The sequence below is a fragment of the uncultured Sutterella sp. genome, assembly GCF_937923675.1.
Lineage (GTDB): Bacteria > Pseudomonadota > Gammaproteobacteria > Burkholderiales > Burkholderiaceae_F > Sutterella.
Window position 1 is genome coordinate 14,456 of record NZ_CALDXB010000025.1, and the last position, 14,979, is coordinate 29,434.

Genomic DNA, 14,979 nt, shown 5'->3' on the forward strand with positions numbered 1-14,979 from the left:
CGCTTCACTTCGCGTGAAGATAGAAGATGACGGGGAAGAGCGCTTCTGCAGTGCCGGCTTCTTCCGCCGGCCGATTTTTAGATTCAAGGAAATATAAAATGCGTCATCGCAACGGCTATCGCAAGCTTAACCGCACCTCTGCTCATCGTCTCTCGATGCTGCGCAACATGGCTTGCTCGCTCATCACGCACGAAGCCATCCGTACGACCCTTCCGAAGGCCAAGGAACTCCGCCGCGTTGTCGAACCCCTGATCACGCTCGCCAAGGAGCCGACGGTCGCCAACAAGCGTCTCGCCTTCAATCGCCTTCGTGACCGCGACGTCGTCGTCAAGCTCTTCAACGAAGTTGCTCCGCGCTTCGCCAACCGTCAGGGCGGCTACACCCGCATCCTGAAGATGGGCTTCCGCAACGGCGACAACGCTCCGATGGCCTACATGGAACTCACCGAACGCGCCATGCCGGTTGAGGAAGTTGCTGCTCCGGCTCCCGCCGCTGCCGCCCCCGCCGAAGACGTCAAGGCTGAATAATTGCCTTGAGGCGCATCCCGCATGACTGCGGGATGAGGTACGAGAAGCCCGTATTTCCCTCGCGTGGAAGTGCGGGCTTTTCCATATCCGATCGTATATTGACCCGAGGGGGAAAGCCCATAATGGAATCCATGCGCATCGATAAGTGGCTCTGGGCTGCGCGCTTCTTCAAGACCCGCTCCATTGCTCAGGATGAAGTGGGACTCGGCCGCGTGCTGATCGGCGGTCAGCGGGCAAAGCCTTCGCGCGACGTCCGCGTGGGCGACAGGCTTGAAATTCACCGGGGCGAAGAGGTCTTTACCGTTTATGTCGAAGGGCTTTCTGCTGTGCGCGGCCCGGCTTCGCAGGCGCAGCTGCTCTATCGGGAAACGGAAGAAAGCATGAAGGCGCGCGAAGAGCGGCGCGCCATGATGAAGCTTGCCTTCGAACCCTCGAGCACCATTCGCCAGGGGCGTCCCACCAAACGGGAAGGGCGCGAACTCCGCCGCTTCAAGGAAGATTTCCGCTGATCGTGCGCTCAAACAAAAAGCCCGCCGTTCTTCCGAAGAGAACAGCGGGCTTTGCGGCCTGATGCGTTCATTGCCCCGCCCATCTCAGGGCTGGCGGACCTGGCTCATCAGTAGTTGTAGCCTTCCTTGATCCAGCGGGCAACGTCAAGCGCACAGTAGGTAAGGATGCCGTCGGCACCCGCACGCTTGAAGCAGACCATAGTCTCGAAGGTGATCTTCTTTTCGTCGATCGCGCCGGCAGCAGCGGCGAACTTGATCATCGCGTATTCGCCGGAAACGTGATAAGCAAAGGTCGGAGCGCCGAACTCCTGCTTCACGCGCCAGAGAACGTCGAGGTAGGGAACGCCCGGCTTCACCATGACCATGTCAGCGCCTTCGGCAAGGTCGAGCCCCACTTCCCAGAGGGCTTCGTTGCCGTTCGCCGGATCCTGCTGGTAGACGGCCTTATTGGACTTGCCCAGATTCGAGGCGGAGCCCACGGCATCGCGGAAGGGACCATAGTAGGAGGAGGCGTACTTGGCCGAATAGGCCATGATGCGCGTGTGGATGAGGCCTTCATCCTCGAGCGCCTTGCGGATGATGCCGATGCGGCCGTCCATCATGTCGGAGGGAGCAACAACGTCTGCACCCGCCTTGGCCTGGGCCATCACCTGCTTGACGAGCATCTCAATCGTTTCGTCGTTGAGGATGTAGCCCGTTTCATCGATGAGGCCGTCCTGACCGTGCGTCGTGTAGGGGTCGAGCGCGACGTCGCACATGACGCCGAGCTGCGGATAAGCGGCCTTAAGCGCCTTGACGGCGCGCGGAATAAGGCCGTCCGGGTTGGCGGCTTCACGGCCGTCCGGCGTCTTGAGCGCATCCTCAATGTGGGGGAAAAGCGCAATCATCGGAATGCCGAGCTCGACGCACTCGCCGGCGACCTTCAGCAGCTCGTCGATCGTGAGACGATCCACCCCGGGCATGCTCGGAACGGGTTCGCGGCGGGCGGTTCCCTCCATCACGAAGACCGGAAGAATCAGATCATTCGGCGTGACGACGTTCTCGCGCATCAGACGGCGGGAAAAATCGTCGTGGCGCATGCGGCGCATGCGCACCATCGGATAGGCACCAAGAGTTTGCATTTCAATTACCTCTCGTTTGTTCCGGAGATGTCGCTCCGGACGGATGAAGTGTTTTCGCCTTCCGCAGCAGGTGCTGCTGAAGCCGGAGCCGGAAGCCAGGATTCAAGCGTTTCGATCAGCTGATCAACGCCTTCGCGCTTCAGGCCCGAGAAAAACTGCACGGAAACCTGGGGGCCGAAGGCGGCGGCGCGCTCCTCGGCCTTTCGGAGCGTCTGACGGCGCTCCATGTTCTTGATCTGGTCGCACTTGTTGAGGAGCCAGAGCTGACGCACTTCGGGACGCCCCCGCATGAAGTCGATGAGCCATTCATCGGTCGGCATGAAGGGACGGCGCGAATCCATCACGATGACGAGTCCGGCGAGCTGACGACGGCCGGCGATGTAGCCGCCCACCAGATCGGACCAGGATCCGCGCACGGATTCATTCGCCTTCGCGAAGCCGTAGCCCGGCAGGTCCACGAGGCGGCCGACCGTTTCGCGGGCCTTCCCGTCGGGCGTTTTCCGCGAGAGCTCAAAGAAGTTGATGAGCTGCGTGCGGCCGGGGGTTTTCGACGCAAAGGCGAGACGGGTCTTTCGCGTGATCACATTGATCGTTGTGGACTTCCCGGCGTTGGAGCGTCCGGCAAATGCGATTTCAGGCTCAATCGAGGTCGGCAGACCTGAAAGCTTGGCGGCTGAAATCTGAAAGCGGGCGGAATCGAAAAGGCTCACGTGATGGGTTTCCCAAAAGTGCGCCGGCGGCAATGCCGCCGGCTGAAAGCATCATTATTCTAGGATTGAGAGCTTACAGGCGCGTTAATGCGGGCGCCTGGCTCTGGCTCATGAAAAGATGAGCGCTCCGGGACTTCAGAGCGTATGCCCGAAGATGTCGTTGGTCTGCATGGAGGTGCGGATGAAGGTGGTCCGCATCGTGAGCTCCTTCAGACGCTTCGCGCCCACGTAGGTGCAGGCGGAACGCACGCCGCCGAGAATGCCCTGAACAGTACCCTCGACGGGGCCTCTCGCCGGAAGCAGCACGGACTTCCCTTCAGCGGCGCGGTATTTCGCAACGCCTCCGGCATATTTGTCCATGGCGTCCTTGCTGCTCATGCCGTAGAAGCGCTTGAAGGTCTTCCCGTCAATCTCAACGATTTCGCCCGCCGCTTCATCGTGTCCGGCGAGCATGCCGCCGAGCATCACGAAGTCTGCGCCGCCGCCGAAGGCTTTGGCGATGTCGCCCGGAACGGTGCAGCCGCCGTCGGCGCAGATGCGTCCCGAGAGACCGTGGGCGGCGTCCGCGCACTCGATGATGGCCGAGAGCTGCGGGTAGCCGACGCCCGTCATTTTGCGCGTGGTGCAGACCGAACCCGGGCCAATTCCGACCTTGATGATGTCAGCGCCGGCGAGGACGAGTTCTTCAGCCATGTCGCCCGTGACGACGTTGCCCGCCATGATGACGTAGTCGGGACAGGCCTCGCGCGCCTTCTTCACGAAAGAGACGAAGGCTTCGGTGTAGCCGTTGGCGACGTCGATGCAGAGATACTGAATAGCGCCCTTCGGGGCCTTCTTTTCCACGGCAAGGAACTTTTCCCAGTCGGCGTCGGAAATGCCGAGCGAATAAAAGGCGGTGTGCTTCTCTTCGAGCCTGGAGAAGAAATCGACGTATTCATCCACCGAATAGTGCTTGCAGAGCGCCGTCGACATGCCGTGGCGGCCGAGCGCGCGGGCCATTTCGAAGGTGCCCGTCGTATCCATATTGGCCGCGATGATGGGAATCGCATGGTATTTCAGGGGCGAATGACGGAATTTGAATTCGCGGGTGATGTCGACTTCGCTTCTGCTCGTGAGCGTGGAACGCTTCGGGCGGATGAGCACGTCCTTGAAGTCCAGACGAATGGTGTTCTCAATATGCATCGCGGGGCACTCCTTCGGGATGAGCGGAGCCCGGGCGGAGGCTCCGTAAACGCAAAAACGCCGCATTCCGGGGCGATTACCCGGAATCCGGCGTTAATTGATTCTACAGACTTTTGCGTATCTACTGGATGTTCATGCCGAGAGATTCAGCAAACAGACTGCGCACGGCTTCTTCGGACATGCCGGGATTCTCCACCAGACCGAGCGCTTCCTCGTCCCGCGTGAGGTCAAGCGCCGTCTGCGGACGGCGCAGAGGAATGATGCGGTCGTGGTCGACGAGCACTTCCATCGGAAGCGGCCGCGAGTTGTAGGTCGAGGCCATTGCCATGCCGTACGCGCCCGCCGTGCGGATGGCGAGGAGGTCGCCGGCTTCAATCGCAAGATTGCGGTCATTGCCGAGGAAGTCCGTGGATTCGCACACCGGCCCCACGATATTGAGGATTTGCCGCCGGGCCTTCGGATTCGGAACCACCGGTTCGATCAGGTGGTAGCTCCCGTAGATGGCCGGGCGGACGAGCTCGGTCATGGAGGCGTCCACAATCGCGAACTGGCGTTCGAAGAGCCCTGACTTCAGGTACTGCACTGTTGTGAGGAGGACTGCCGCCTGAGCGATGACGGAGCGGCCGGGCTCCACGAAGATTTCAATGTCGGGAACTGAGACTTCCGTGCGGACCGCCCTGATGAGGGCAGGGATCAGTTCGGAAGGCTCAAGGGGCTTTTCGTCCGGGTGATAGGCGACGCCTGCGCCGCCCCCGAGATCAATGTGGTGCAGAACGATGCCGCGGCGCGCGAGTTCGTTGACGAACCCGGCGAGGACGGTCACCATGCGGAGATAGGGTTCCGCCGACTCCACCTGGCTTCCGATGTGGCAGGAAATGCCTTCGATCCGGATCATCGGGAGCTTTGCGGCTTTTTCGTAAAGAGGAATCACCTCAGTGAGCTTCACGCCGAACTTGCTGTCGCCGAGTCCGGTGGCGACATGCGCGTCGACGTGGGCATCGATGTTGGGATTGACGCGCACGGAAACGTGCGCCTCAATGCCGAGTCGCTCCGCGACGGCATGAATGCGGTCGAGCTCGGCGGGCGACTCAATGTTGAAGCACTTGATCCCGGCGCGAAGCGCGAATGCTATGTCGGAGACCGACTTCCCGACGCCGGAGAAGACGACCTTCTTCGGATCTCCGCCCGCTTCGAGCGCGCGCAGGATTTCTCCGCCGCTCACGCAGTCGAAGCCCGCTCCCTGGCGGGCGACAAGCTCGAGGATGCCGCGGGTGGACGCTGCCTTCACGGCGTAGCAGACCTGGTGGGGTTCAGCGCCGAAAGCCTTTTCATAAGCCTCAAGCCGCTCCACGATCCCGGCGCGCGAGTAGACGTAGAGCGGCGTGCCGAACCGGCGGGCAAGGTCCCTGAGCGGAATGTCCTCGCAGAAGAGCTCGCCCTCAGGGGAACGGTAGAAGGAAAGACCCGGGGAAAGCTCGTCCGGACGGGTAAGATTGCGGTCAGCCATTGTCATCTCTCATTACCTCCCGGACTGAAAGGTGCCAGACTGGGCGGGTTCGCCCGGCATGTAGAGCGGCCCCTTGAGGCCGCATCCGGAAAGGACGAGGCACAGGGCCAGAGCGATGCCGGCAGCGCCGGCGGCAAAGGATTTTTTCATGGGAAGAAGGAAATGACGGAAACGGAATTTCTGGAAAAGGCCGAGGCGGAAATGAATCGCCTTCAGGACCATATTGAATCGAAGTACGAGGATGCCGACTGCACAAGGAGCGGAAACGTCCTCACGATTGAGCTCGAGGACGGCGCTCAGGCAGTCGTCAACATCCAGACGCCGATGCAGGAAATCTGGTTTGCCTCGCATCTGGGAGGCATGCATTTCAGGGAAACGGACCGGGGCTGGATCAATCCGCGCGACGGACGCACGCTCGAGGAAACCGTCGAGGGCGCAATCGATGCGCTCATGAGCCGCTAGCGCGCTCTCCGCTCGCTTCTGATGGGGATCCCCCTTGAGGCGAGTGCTTTTCATTTTATCCAGCGAACTTCGTGAGGCGCTTCCCGCAAAGGGGAAAAGATCCGCCGGAAAGACGGGTCTTTTCCTCAGAAGCTCTGCGGCGCGTCAGAAGATCTGATCGCGCACCAGGTCGCGGGCATCCAGATCGCCCGAGAAGGCGTCGCCCCCCTTCACCGGGTCGCGGTAGTAGTAGAGGCCGTCCCTTTCAACAACGGATTCAGGCTGAATGCGGACCGTTTCCGGCACATCCTTCAGGGCCGTCCTCATGAAGTCGACCCAGATCGGGAGCACCAGGCCGCCGCCGGTTTCCCGCGAACCCAGGGGCTTGGGCTGGTCGTAGCCCATCCAGCCGACGGCAACCGTGTTGCCCGCATAGCCGCAGAACCAGGCGTCCTGGCTGTCGTTCGAGGTGCCGGTCTTTCCCGCGATGTCGTCGCGCTTCAATTCCCTCGTCGCCCGGCGGGCGGTGCCGTTGATGGCAACCCGGTGCAGAAGCGAATTCATGACGAAGGCGTTTCTTTCATCAATCGCACGGATCGAGGGGTCGCCCGCCTGGCGGTTTGTCGCCTGCATGAGTGTCGCGCCCTGCGCGTCCGTCACCCGGTCGATGAGATAGGGCTGCACGCGGTAGCCGCCGTTCGCGAAGACCATGTAGCCCCCGAGCATCTGCCAGGGCGTGACGCTGCCGGCACCCAATGCCATCGGGAGATTCGCAGGGTGGTTCTTCCCTGAGAAGCCGAAGCGCTCGATGTACTGCTGCGCATAAGCGGGCGTGATCGACTGCATGATGCGGATCGTCACGAGGTTCTTTGAAAGTTCGAGCGCCCGGTAGAGCGGCATCGGACCGTCAAAGCGCCCTTCGTAGTTCTTCGGCTCCCAGAGCTTGTTGCCCGTGAGCTTGGGGTCGATCGAAATGGGTGCGTCGTTGATGACGGTGGACGCAGTGAAGCCCTTTTCGAGCGCTGCGGAGTAGATGAAGGGCTTGAAGCTCGATCCGGGCTGACGCCACGCCTGCGTGACGTGGTTGAACATGTTGAGGTTGAAGTCGAAGCCGCCTACGAGCGCCTTCACCGCACCCGAATTGAAGTCCGCGGCAACAAAGGCCGTTTCGACGCGGGGCACCTGTGCAAGGGTCCAGGTTTGAGCCGCGTTCTTCCCTGTCAGCGGGTGCATCACGCGGATGACCGACCCCGGGCGGAGGGGCGTGATGCCGCGCGCGGGCTTCTTTGCAAGATGGCGGCGGCCGAACCGGAGGCTTTCCTTGTCGAGCGTGATGGTTTCTGATGGGGAGATCGCCGCCACGATCTTTTCGGGCGACGCTTCCGTCACGACGGCAGGGAGCATGAAGGGCGAGGAAGCCGTTTTGGAGAGCGCGGTGCGGATGGCCTTTGCACGGTCGCCGGCGCTTCCGAGCTCCACAAAGTCCTCGGGGCCGCGGTAGCCGTAGCGGCGGTCGTACGTGATGAGCTGACGGCGCACGGCATCAACCGCAGAGCGCTGCTCGTCCATGCGGATCGTGGTGTAGACGTTAATTCCGCGAGAATAGGTTTCGTCGCCGAAGATGTCGAACATCAGCATGCGGGCGAGTTCAGCGGCGTAATGCGCCGTCACCTTGTCGGCGCTCGCATTGGCGTTGGCCGGAGCATCTTCCTCCACCACGCGGCGAACCTGCATCGGGAGCGATTTTTCCGTCTGGTAGGTGAGGTCGTCGATGTGTCCGAGGTCGTACATGCGCCTGAGCACGTAGTTCCTGCGCATCGTTGCGCGCGTCGGATTCGCAATCGGGTTGTAGGCCGAGGGCGCGACCGGAAGGCCCGCGATGGTCGCGGCTTCACCGACGGAAATGTCGGTGAGCGGCCGGCCGAAATAGGTTCTCGCCGCGGCGGCGAACCCGTAGGCGCGCTGACCGAGGTAGATCTGGTTCATGTAGATCTCGAGAATCTGGTCCTTCGTGAGCTCGTGCTCGATCTTGAAGGACATGGCGATTTCATAGAGCTTTCGCGTGTAGGTGCGCTCGGTCGTCAGAAAGAAGTTTCTCGCCACCTGCTGCGTGATGGTGGAGCCGCCCTGACCGCGACGGCCCGTGAGGATGTTGATGAGCGCCGCGCGCACGATGCCTGTGATCTCAATCCCGGGGTGCTCGTAGAAGCCGTCGTCCTCGGCAGAGAGGATCGCGTACTTCACGTGGTCCGGCACGTCGGAGAGCTTCACGAAGTCGCGCCGCTCCTCGCCGAATTCGCCGATCAGCTTTCCGTCCGCGCTCCAGACGCGAAGCGGCACCTTGGGGCGGTAGTCCGTGAGGGCGTCAATGGGAGGAAGCTCCCGATAGATGTATGCGAAGACAAAGACGAGAAGCAGAATTCCGGAAAGAGCTCCGGCTGCGCCGATGCCGACAACCCATTTGAGAACGCGCCAGAAGGCGGAGGGTCTGGAGGATTTCTGAACCTTCTTTTTGGAGCGGGCAATCGGCACGGGCGGAGTCCTCAGGAGGATGAATGGAGACGGAAAGGAAAATGTCCGTGATTATAAAAACTGCGCCTCTCTTCTGTTCCCGCTTCATTGGACTGCGGCAACAAGCTTTTGCAGTTTTTCCGCTGAGATAATGCTTCCGGCGGGCCTTCCGGCAGCGTATCGACCCCGGGCTCTGTCGTAAAATTGTCCGCTCCATGGACTGTGCGCCCGGAAGTTGTGCCGGGCATTTTTTGGCAGTCCGCAATGAACGGTCGTTCACTTTTCTTCCGCATTCATGTCCGCAGCGCGCATTTATCACGAAAGCCTTGTCGTGGGGCCCGAATCCATTGATATTCAGGGGCACGTCAACAACCGCGAGTATCTCCGGTGGATGGAGCATGCCGCGACGGCGCACGCCGCAGAGATCGGCTGGGGCATTGAGGCGCTTAAGGCCGCGAAGCGCGCCTGGGTTGCGCGCGAGCACTGGATTGAATATCTGCGCCCGAGCTTTGAGGGAGAAAAGCTTGACGTCTACACCTGGATTCAGAGCGCTCACGGGGCGGCGAGCCTCAGGCGCTATGCAATCCGCCGGGGCGAAACGCTTCTCATGGTCGGCGCGACCGAGTGGGTCTACATCGACGCCGAGCGCGGCCGTCCCGTGCTTCTCCCCGAAGCCGATCTCGCGCACGTGGCGCTTGTCGCTGCCGACGACCCGGAACTCAGGACGCTCGGGATCGCGCGGCCGATACGGTTTTCGCCCGGCGCGAATCTGCTCGGACTCAAGGAGGCGTAACCGGTGGCGCTTGAAACCTATCTTTCGATCAAGAATCTCTCCTTCGGCTACGGCAGCCGCCGGATTCTCGAGAATGTCTCGATGGACTTCGGCCGCGGCAAGGTGGTCGCCATCATGGGCGGCTCCGGCATGGGGAAAACGACGCTCCTGAAGCTTATCGGCGGGCTCCTCACGCCCGACGCGGGCGAAATCCGTGTCGGCGGCGAAAAGCTCGATCCTGCGGACCGCAGGGGCCTCTACCGGCTGCGTCGCCGCATGGGGATGCTTTTTCAGTTCGGCGCGCTCTTCACCGACCTCTCCGTCTACGACAACGTTGCCTTTCCGATCCGCGAGCAGACGAATCTTGATGAAGAGACCGTGCGCGATCTCGTTCTCATGAAGCTCAATGCCGTGGGACTGCGCGGTGCGGCGAATCTCATGCCGGCGGAAATCTCGGGCGGCATGGCGCGTCGCGTCGCGCTCGCGCGCGCCATTGCGCTTGATCCGGCCCTTATTCTTTACGACGAACCCTTCGCGGGGCTCGACCCCATTTCGATGGGCGTGACGGCGCGCCTCATCCGGTCGCTCAACGACGCGCTGGGCGCGACTTCGCTCATCGTCACGCACGACGTGGCGGAGACCTTTGAGATTGCCGACTACGTCTACATGATTTCGGACGCGCGCGTGGCGGCCGAGGGGGATCCGGCATCGCTCAAGGTGTCTTCCGACCCCTTTGTGAAGCAGTTTGTCGGGGGACTTCCCGACGGCCCGGTACCCTTCCAGTACCATGCGCCCGACTATGCTTCGGATCTTGGATTCAAGAGCGGGAGGAACCAGTAAATGACGGACCTTCTCGCAAAGCTCGGCGCCTGGGTGCTCGGGCTCTTCGCATCGACCGGGCGCTTCGGCATCTTTTCCGGTCAGGTGCTTTCGCGCCTCTGGGGCGCGGGATTCGGCAACATCATCCAGCAGATCCACTTCATCGGAAACTATTCGCTCCTCATCATCGGGGTGTCGGGTCTGTTTGTGGGTTTCGTGCTGGGACTTCAGGGCTACTACGTGCTCGTGAGCTACGGGAGCGAGGAAGCGCTCGGCGTGCTTGTTGCGCTTTCGCTCGTGCGCGAGCTCGGTCCCGTCGTCACGGCGCTCCTTTTTGCCGGACGCGCCGGAACGGCGCTCACGGCTGAAATCGGCCTCATGCGCTCGGGCGAACAGCTCGCCGCCATGGAAATGATGGGCGTCGACCCCTTCCGGCGGGTGCTCGCTCCCCGCTTCATCGGCGGATTCGTCGCGATGCCTGTGCTCGCGCTCATCTTTTCCGCCGTCGGCATCATCGGCGCCTGGATCGTGGGCGTGGGCCTCATCGGCACCGACAGCGGCTCCTTCTGGTCGCAGATGCAGGCGGCCGTCGACATCTTCCATGACGTCGGGAACGGCTTCATCAAAAGCGTCGTCTTCGGCATTGCCGTGACGCTTGTCGCCCTCTATCAGGGCTATGCCTCGAGACCCACCCCGGACGGCGTGGCGCATGCAACGACGATTACGGTCGTCGTCTCCTCGCTTCTCGTTCTCGGACTCGACTTCATCATGACGGCCTCGATGTTCACCGTGGTTTGATTTTCTTCCAGTAGAGAAAGAAAAATGCAGAAAAATCGCTCTCTCGAAATAATGGTCGGCTTCTTCATCGTGCTCGGCTTTGCGGCAGCGCTCTTCATGGCGCTGCAGGCGGCCAACCTCGGAAGCTTCTCCTTCGGACACAAGACCTATGCCGTCACGGCGGACTTCGACAACATCGGGGGTCTGAAGGCCCGTGCAGCCGTGAAGAGTGCCGGCGTCGTCGTCGGGCGCGTGCGCTCCGTCGTCTTTGATCCGGAAACCTTCCAGGCGCGCGTCACGATGGATATGGACGCCCAGTACCCGTTCCCCGACGACAGCTCGGCCAAAATTCTCACTTCGGGGCTTCTCGGCGAACAGTATGTCGGCATTGAAGCGGGCGCAGACGACAAGAACCTTGAGGAAGGTTCGGTCATCCGCCGCACGCAGAGCGCCGTGGTGCTTGAGAACCTGATCAGCCAGTTCCTCTATTCAAAGGCTGAGGACGGCGGGAAGTAAAAAAATGAAGAAGCAGATATTGAGGCCTGCCGCAGGGGCAGCGCTCTGCGCCTCGCTTTTCCTTGCCGGGTGCGCGCAGGTGCCGCCCAATGCGGGCGAAAACCCGGTTGATCCGTATGAGGCCTTCAACCGCAACGTCTATGCCTTCAACGATGCGCTCGACCGCGCGGTGGCTAAGCCCGTGGCTGAAGCTTACGTGGCCTGGACGCCCGGCTTCGTGCAGACCGGGGTTTCGAACGCGATGGACAACCTCGGCGAACCCACGAATACGGTGAACAACCTCCTGCAGGGCAAGGCCGACAAAGGGATCAGCACATTTTTCCGCTTCCTCGTCAATTCCACCTTCGGCATCGCCGGGCTCTTTGACGTCGCCTCCGAAATCGGACTAGAAAAGGCGCCCGAGGACTTCGGGCAGACGCTTGGCGTCTGGGGCGCCGGAGAAGGCTCATACCTCGTCCTTCCGGTGCTCGGGCCTTCGTCGACCCGCGACTGGACGCGTTATCCGGCAGGATGGGCCACGAGCCCGACCACCTGGGCGCTCTGGGATGAGGACTGGTACTGGAGTGCCGGCCTCTGGGTCGTCGACGGGCTCGACACCCGTGCGCGGCTTCTTGAACTTGAGAAATTCCGCGAGTCGACCGTTGACGAATATGCCGCCGTTCGCGATGCATACCTGGCGGCGCGCCGCCGCGCGGTAGCGGACGGCGAGGCCATGGATGCCGAAGAAGAGCTTGAGACGCTTACGCCGCTCGACTTCGATGACGAGGAATAAGGTCCCGCAGGACAAAGATCATTGGGAGAATCAATATCATGCAGCGCAGAACATTTCTTACGAGTTCGCTCATTGCGGCCGCCGCAGCCGCAGCGCCTCTCCTTCCCGCCCGGGCGGCCGGGAGCCTCCCCTATGACGACAAGGGCGACCCCTTTGCCTTCGTGGTGGATCTTTCCAATGCCGTGCTCGAGCGGATCCGCGGCAGCGACTCCCTGAAGTCGGGCAATATTGACGCCCTTCGCGAGCTCGTTGACGGCATCATCATGCCGGCGACCGACTTCACGATGATGACCCGCATGACGGTGGGGCCGAAGTGGAGAACGGCGACGAAGGAGCAGAGAGCCGCGCTCGAGGAAGGCTTTGAGACGCTCCTCATGCGTGTTTATGCGGGCGGACTCTCCGCAGTCAAGGATCAGAAGTGCGAACTGAGGCCGACGCGCGTCAAAACCGTGCGTCCGGAAATGGTGATCCGCACGCTCCTCACGAGCGGTTCGGAAAATCCCATTGCGCTCGACTACCGCATCTATCAGGCGAAGGACAAGAGCTGGAAGATCGTCGACGTCAATATCGAAGGGATCTGGATGGTGGAGAACTACCGTTCGCAGTTTGCGTCCGTTCTGTCGCAGGACGGCGTCGACGGGTTGATCAAGCTCTTCAATGAAAAGGGAGCCGAGCTCGCCGAAACCATGAAGAAGAAAGAGGCTTCGAAGTGAGAGTCGCTGAGGAAGTCATCGACTTCGAGAATGCTCCGGCCGTAAAGAAGGAACTCCTCGCCGCACAGGCAGCGGGCGACTTCACGGTTGACCTTTCCAACGTGAAGCGCGCCGACAGTGCGGCGCTCTCAGCTCTTCTTTCGGCACGCAGAAAAGCGGAGGCTTCGGGGAAGGATCTCGCGATCGAGTGCGTCCCCGCAGACCTCAAGACGCTTGCGCGCCTTTACGGTGTTGAGGCGCTCCTCAGGCTTCCAAAGGAAAAGTAAAGCGCGCTGAGGCCCCGGGCTTTCCGGTCCGATACCTCTTTCCCAACAGAACAACCGATTTTCTAAAAAGCAGTATTCATGGAAAAGCTCAAGATCCGCGGCGGACGCCGCCTTGTAGGCGAAGTCCGCACCAGCGGTGCAAAGAACGCGGCGCTCCCGATTCTCTGTGCGTCACTTCTCACGGCCGGAGACCTGAAGCTCACGAACGTGCCCGATCTCGCCGACGTGCGCACGATGCTTCTTCTTTTGGAAGGCATGGGCGTGAAGATCCGGCGGGAAGGCCATGAAGTGACCCTCAACGCGGGGGCGCTGACGAGCACCGTTGCGCCCTACGAACTCGTCAAGACCATGCGCGCGTCGATCCTGACGCTCTGCCCCCTCGTGGCGCGCTTCGGCGCCGCGCGGGTGAGCCTCCCCGGCGGCTGCGCCATCGGAGCCCGTCCGGTGGATCAGCACATCAAGGGGCTGAGAGCGCTCGGGGCCGAGGTGAAAATCGATCACGGCTACGTCGACGCCTCGTCGCCGCGTCTGAAGGGCGCGCGCATCATCACCGACATGGTGACGGTGACGGGTACGGAAAACCTCATGATGGCTGCGGTTCTCGCAGACGGCGAAACCGTCATTGAAAATGCCGCCCGCGAGCCGGAAGTGGTGGATCTTGCCAACTGCCTCATCGCCATGGGGGCGAAGATTGCCGGGGCAGGGACCCCCACCATCGTCATTGAGGGCGTGAAGACGCTTCACGGCGCTGAACACAAGGTCGTTGCCGACCGCATTGAGGCGGGGAGCTACCTCTGCGCAGCGGCGGCCACGCGGGGCGACGTCCTCGTCACGCATTGCGTGCCCGGTGACCTCGAGGCCGTGACGGCGAAGCTTCGCGAAATGGGGGCCTCCATTGAAGCCGGTGCCGACTGGCTGCGCCTTCGCATGACGGGGCGCCCCAAAGCCGTCCGGATCCGCACGACCCCGCATCCGGGGTTCCCGACAGACATGCAGGCGCAGTTCATGGCGATTGCTGCGATTGCGGAAGGCTCTTCGGAAATCACGGAAACGATCTTTGAAAACCGCTTCATGCACGTGCCCGAACTTGCCCGCATGGGGGCGAAGATCTGCGTCAGCGGCCATACGGCCGTCGTCACGGGCGTGGAAGCGCTTGAGGGCGCAGCCGTGATGGCGACCGACCTCCGGGCTTCCGCGTCCCTCGTGATTGCGGCGCTCGCCGCCCAGGGTGAAAGCACGGTCGACCGGCTTTACCACCTCGACCGGGGCTACGAGCACATGGAGGAAAAGCTCCGCGGGCTCGGCGCCGATGTCGAACGCATTCGAAGCTGAAAAAGCCTAGACCTTGGTACAGGTTGACCGATCAGCCGCTATCATCCAATATTCATGCTGAGGGACGTCTTGTTTCAGGCGTCCATCAGGCAAACCTTTTTCTCAAAAAAGCGGGAGCGTTTTTTATCGAAGCGCTTCCAACAGGAACGAGACATGTCGGACTGCATCTTCTGCAAGATCGCTGCGGGTGAAATTCCCTCCAGCAAGATTTACGAGGACGACGACGTCGTCGCCTTCAGGGACATTCATCCTCAGGCGCCGGTGCATTTTCTGATTATTCCGAAGAAGCACATCACGTCGCTTGCCACGGCAGAAGCGGCCGATGAGCCGCTTTTGGGTAAAATGCTTGGCCTGACGCGCACCCTTGCGCTTCAGGAAGGCTGCGCAAACGGCTTCCGCGTGATCATCAATACCGGCCGCGACGGCGGTCAGGAAGTTCCGCATCTGCATGTGCACGTTCTGGGCGGCCCGCGCCCCTGGAAGCGCACGACTGAATTCTGATCT

The 14,979-nt window shown here is 61.6% G+C and carries 18 protein-coding genes; 12 read left to right on the forward strand and 6 right to left on the reverse strand.

Annotated elements, in window-relative coordinates; all coding sequences use genetic code 11:
• Positions 1–98 precede the first annotated feature (98 nt).
• Positions 99–527 (forward strand): 50S ribosomal protein L17, encoded by a 429-nt coding sequence (gene rplQ, locus Q0106_RS02645; protein WP_297608466.1) that lies wholly within the window; start codon positions 99–101, stop codon positions 525–527.
• Positions 528–649: 122 nt separating this feature from the next.
• A complete protein-coding gene (locus Q0106_RS02650; protein WP_297608469.1) occupies positions 650–1,036 on the forward strand; it encodes an RNA-binding S4 domain-containing protein in 387 nt (128 codons plus the stop codon).
• Positions 1,037–1,143: 107 nt separating this feature from the next.
• Here Q0106_RS02650 and hemB read toward each other — a convergent pair whose 3' ends face one another.
• The 5 genes from hemB to Q0106_RS11860 all read right to left on the reverse strand — a co-directional run bounded on the left by hemB (position 1,144) and on the right by Q0106_RS11860 (position 5,778).
• Positions 1,144–2,157, reverse strand: coding sequence for a porphobilinogen synthase (gene hemB / locus Q0106_RS02655; protein ID WP_139688426.1), 1,014 nt, complete (start codon positions 2,155–2,157; stop codon positions 1,144–1,146).
• A gap of 5 nt (positions 2,158–2,162) precedes the next feature.
• Positions 2,163–2,867 carry a ribosome biogenesis GTP-binding protein YihA/YsxC gene (yihA, locus tag Q0106_RS02660; protein ID WP_297608472.1) on the reverse strand — a complete coding sequence of 235 codons (705 nt, stop codon included), beginning with the start codon at positions 2,865–2,867 and terminating at the stop codon, positions 2,163–2,165.
• A 135-nt stretch (positions 2,868–3,002) separates the two neighbouring features.
• Positions 3,003–4,049: a GMP reductase gene (locus Q0106_RS02665; protein WP_297608475.1), complete on the reverse strand. Its 1,047-nt coding sequence runs from the start codon at positions 4,047–4,049 to the stop codon at positions 3,003–3,005.
• A 121-nt stretch (positions 4,050–4,170) separates the two neighbouring features.
• A complete protein-coding gene (lysA, locus tag Q0106_RS02670; RefSeq protein WP_297608478.1) occupies positions 4,171–5,556 on the reverse strand; it encodes a diaminopimelate decarboxylase in 1,386 nt (461 codons plus the stop codon).
• Positions 5,557–5,568: 12 nt separating this feature from the next.
• A complete protein-coding gene (locus Q0106_RS11860) occupies positions 5,569–5,778 on the reverse strand; it encodes a lipoprotein (RefSeq protein ID WP_366139468.1) in 210 nt (69 codons plus the stop codon).
• On the opposite strand from Q0106_RS11860, the gene cyaY reads away from it, so the two are divergent.
• Positions 5,719–6,018: an iron donor protein CyaY gene (cyaY, locus tag Q0106_RS02675; protein WP_297608481.1), complete on the forward strand. Its 300-nt coding sequence runs from the start codon at positions 5,719–5,721 to the stop codon at positions 6,016–6,018. The two genes, Q0106_RS11860 and cyaY, sit on opposite strands and share 60 nt — an antisense overlap.
• 144 nt (positions 6,019–6,162) lie before the next feature.
• Here cyaY and Q0106_RS02680 read toward each other — a convergent pair whose 3' ends face one another.
• Positions 6,163–8,529: a PBP1A family penicillin-binding protein gene (locus Q0106_RS02680; RefSeq protein WP_297608484.1), complete on the reverse strand. Its 2,367-nt coding sequence runs from the start codon at positions 8,527–8,529 to the stop codon at positions 6,163–6,165.
• A 274-nt stretch (positions 8,530–8,803) separates the two neighbouring features.
• Between Q0106_RS02680 and Q0106_RS02685 the strand changes: the two genes are divergently transcribed.
• The 9 genes from Q0106_RS02685 to Q0106_RS02725 all read left to right on the forward strand — a co-directional run bounded on the left by Q0106_RS02685 (position 8,804) and on the right by Q0106_RS02725 (position 14,976).
• The gene (locus Q0106_RS02685; RefSeq protein WP_297608487.1) at positions 8,804–9,301 is read left to right on the forward strand and encodes a thioesterase family protein; all 498 of its coding nucleotides are present in this window, start codon (positions 8,804–8,806) and stop codon (positions 9,299–9,301) included.
• Between the two features lie 3 nt (positions 9,302–9,304).
• Positions 9,305–10,120 (forward strand): ABC transporter ATP-binding protein, encoded by an 816-nt coding sequence (locus Q0106_RS02690; protein WP_297608490.1) that lies wholly within the window; start codon positions 9,305–9,307, stop codon positions 10,118–10,120.
• A complete protein-coding gene (mlaE, locus tag Q0106_RS02695; protein WP_297608493.1) occupies positions 10,121–10,897 on the forward strand; it encodes a lipid asymmetry maintenance ABC transporter permease subunit MlaE in 777 nt (258 codons plus the stop codon).
• Between the two features lie 24 nt (positions 10,898–10,921).
• Positions 10,922–11,392, forward strand: a complete 471-nt coding sequence (mlaD, locus tag Q0106_RS02700) for an outer membrane lipid asymmetry maintenance protein MlaD (RefSeq protein ID WP_152157527.1) — start codon at positions 10,922–10,924, stop codon at positions 11,390–11,392.
• Between the two features lie 4 nt (positions 11,393–11,396).
• Positions 11,397–12,164, forward strand: a complete 768-nt coding sequence (locus Q0106_RS02705; protein WP_297608497.1) for a VacJ family lipoprotein — start codon at positions 11,397–11,399, stop codon at positions 12,162–12,164.
• A 38-nt stretch (positions 12,165–12,202) separates the two neighbouring features.
• On the forward strand, positions 12,203–12,877 hold the full coding sequence (locus Q0106_RS02710) for an ABC transporter substrate-binding protein (protein ID WP_297608500.1): 675 nt from the start codon (positions 12,203–12,205) through the stop codon (positions 12,875–12,877).
• Positions 12,874–13,143: an STAS domain-containing protein gene (locus tag Q0106_RS02715; protein ID WP_297608503.1), complete on the forward strand. Its 270-nt coding sequence runs from the start codon at positions 12,874–12,876 to the stop codon at positions 13,141–13,143. Before Q0106_RS02710 ends, Q0106_RS02715 begins: the two co-directional genes overlap by 4 nt.
• Positions 13,144–13,221: 78 nt before the next feature.
• Entirely contained in the window at positions 13,222–14,475 is a 1,254-nt protein-coding gene (gene murA / locus Q0106_RS02720) for a UDP-N-acetylglucosamine 1-carboxyvinyltransferase (RefSeq protein ID WP_297608505.1), read from the forward strand.
• A gap of 153 nt (positions 14,476–14,628) precedes the next feature.
• Positions 14,629–14,976, forward strand: coding sequence for a histidine triad nucleotide-binding protein (locus Q0106_RS02725; RefSeq protein WP_139688439.1), 348 nt, complete (start codon positions 14,629–14,631; stop codon positions 14,974–14,976).
• Positions 14,977–14,979 lie beyond the last annotated feature (3 nt).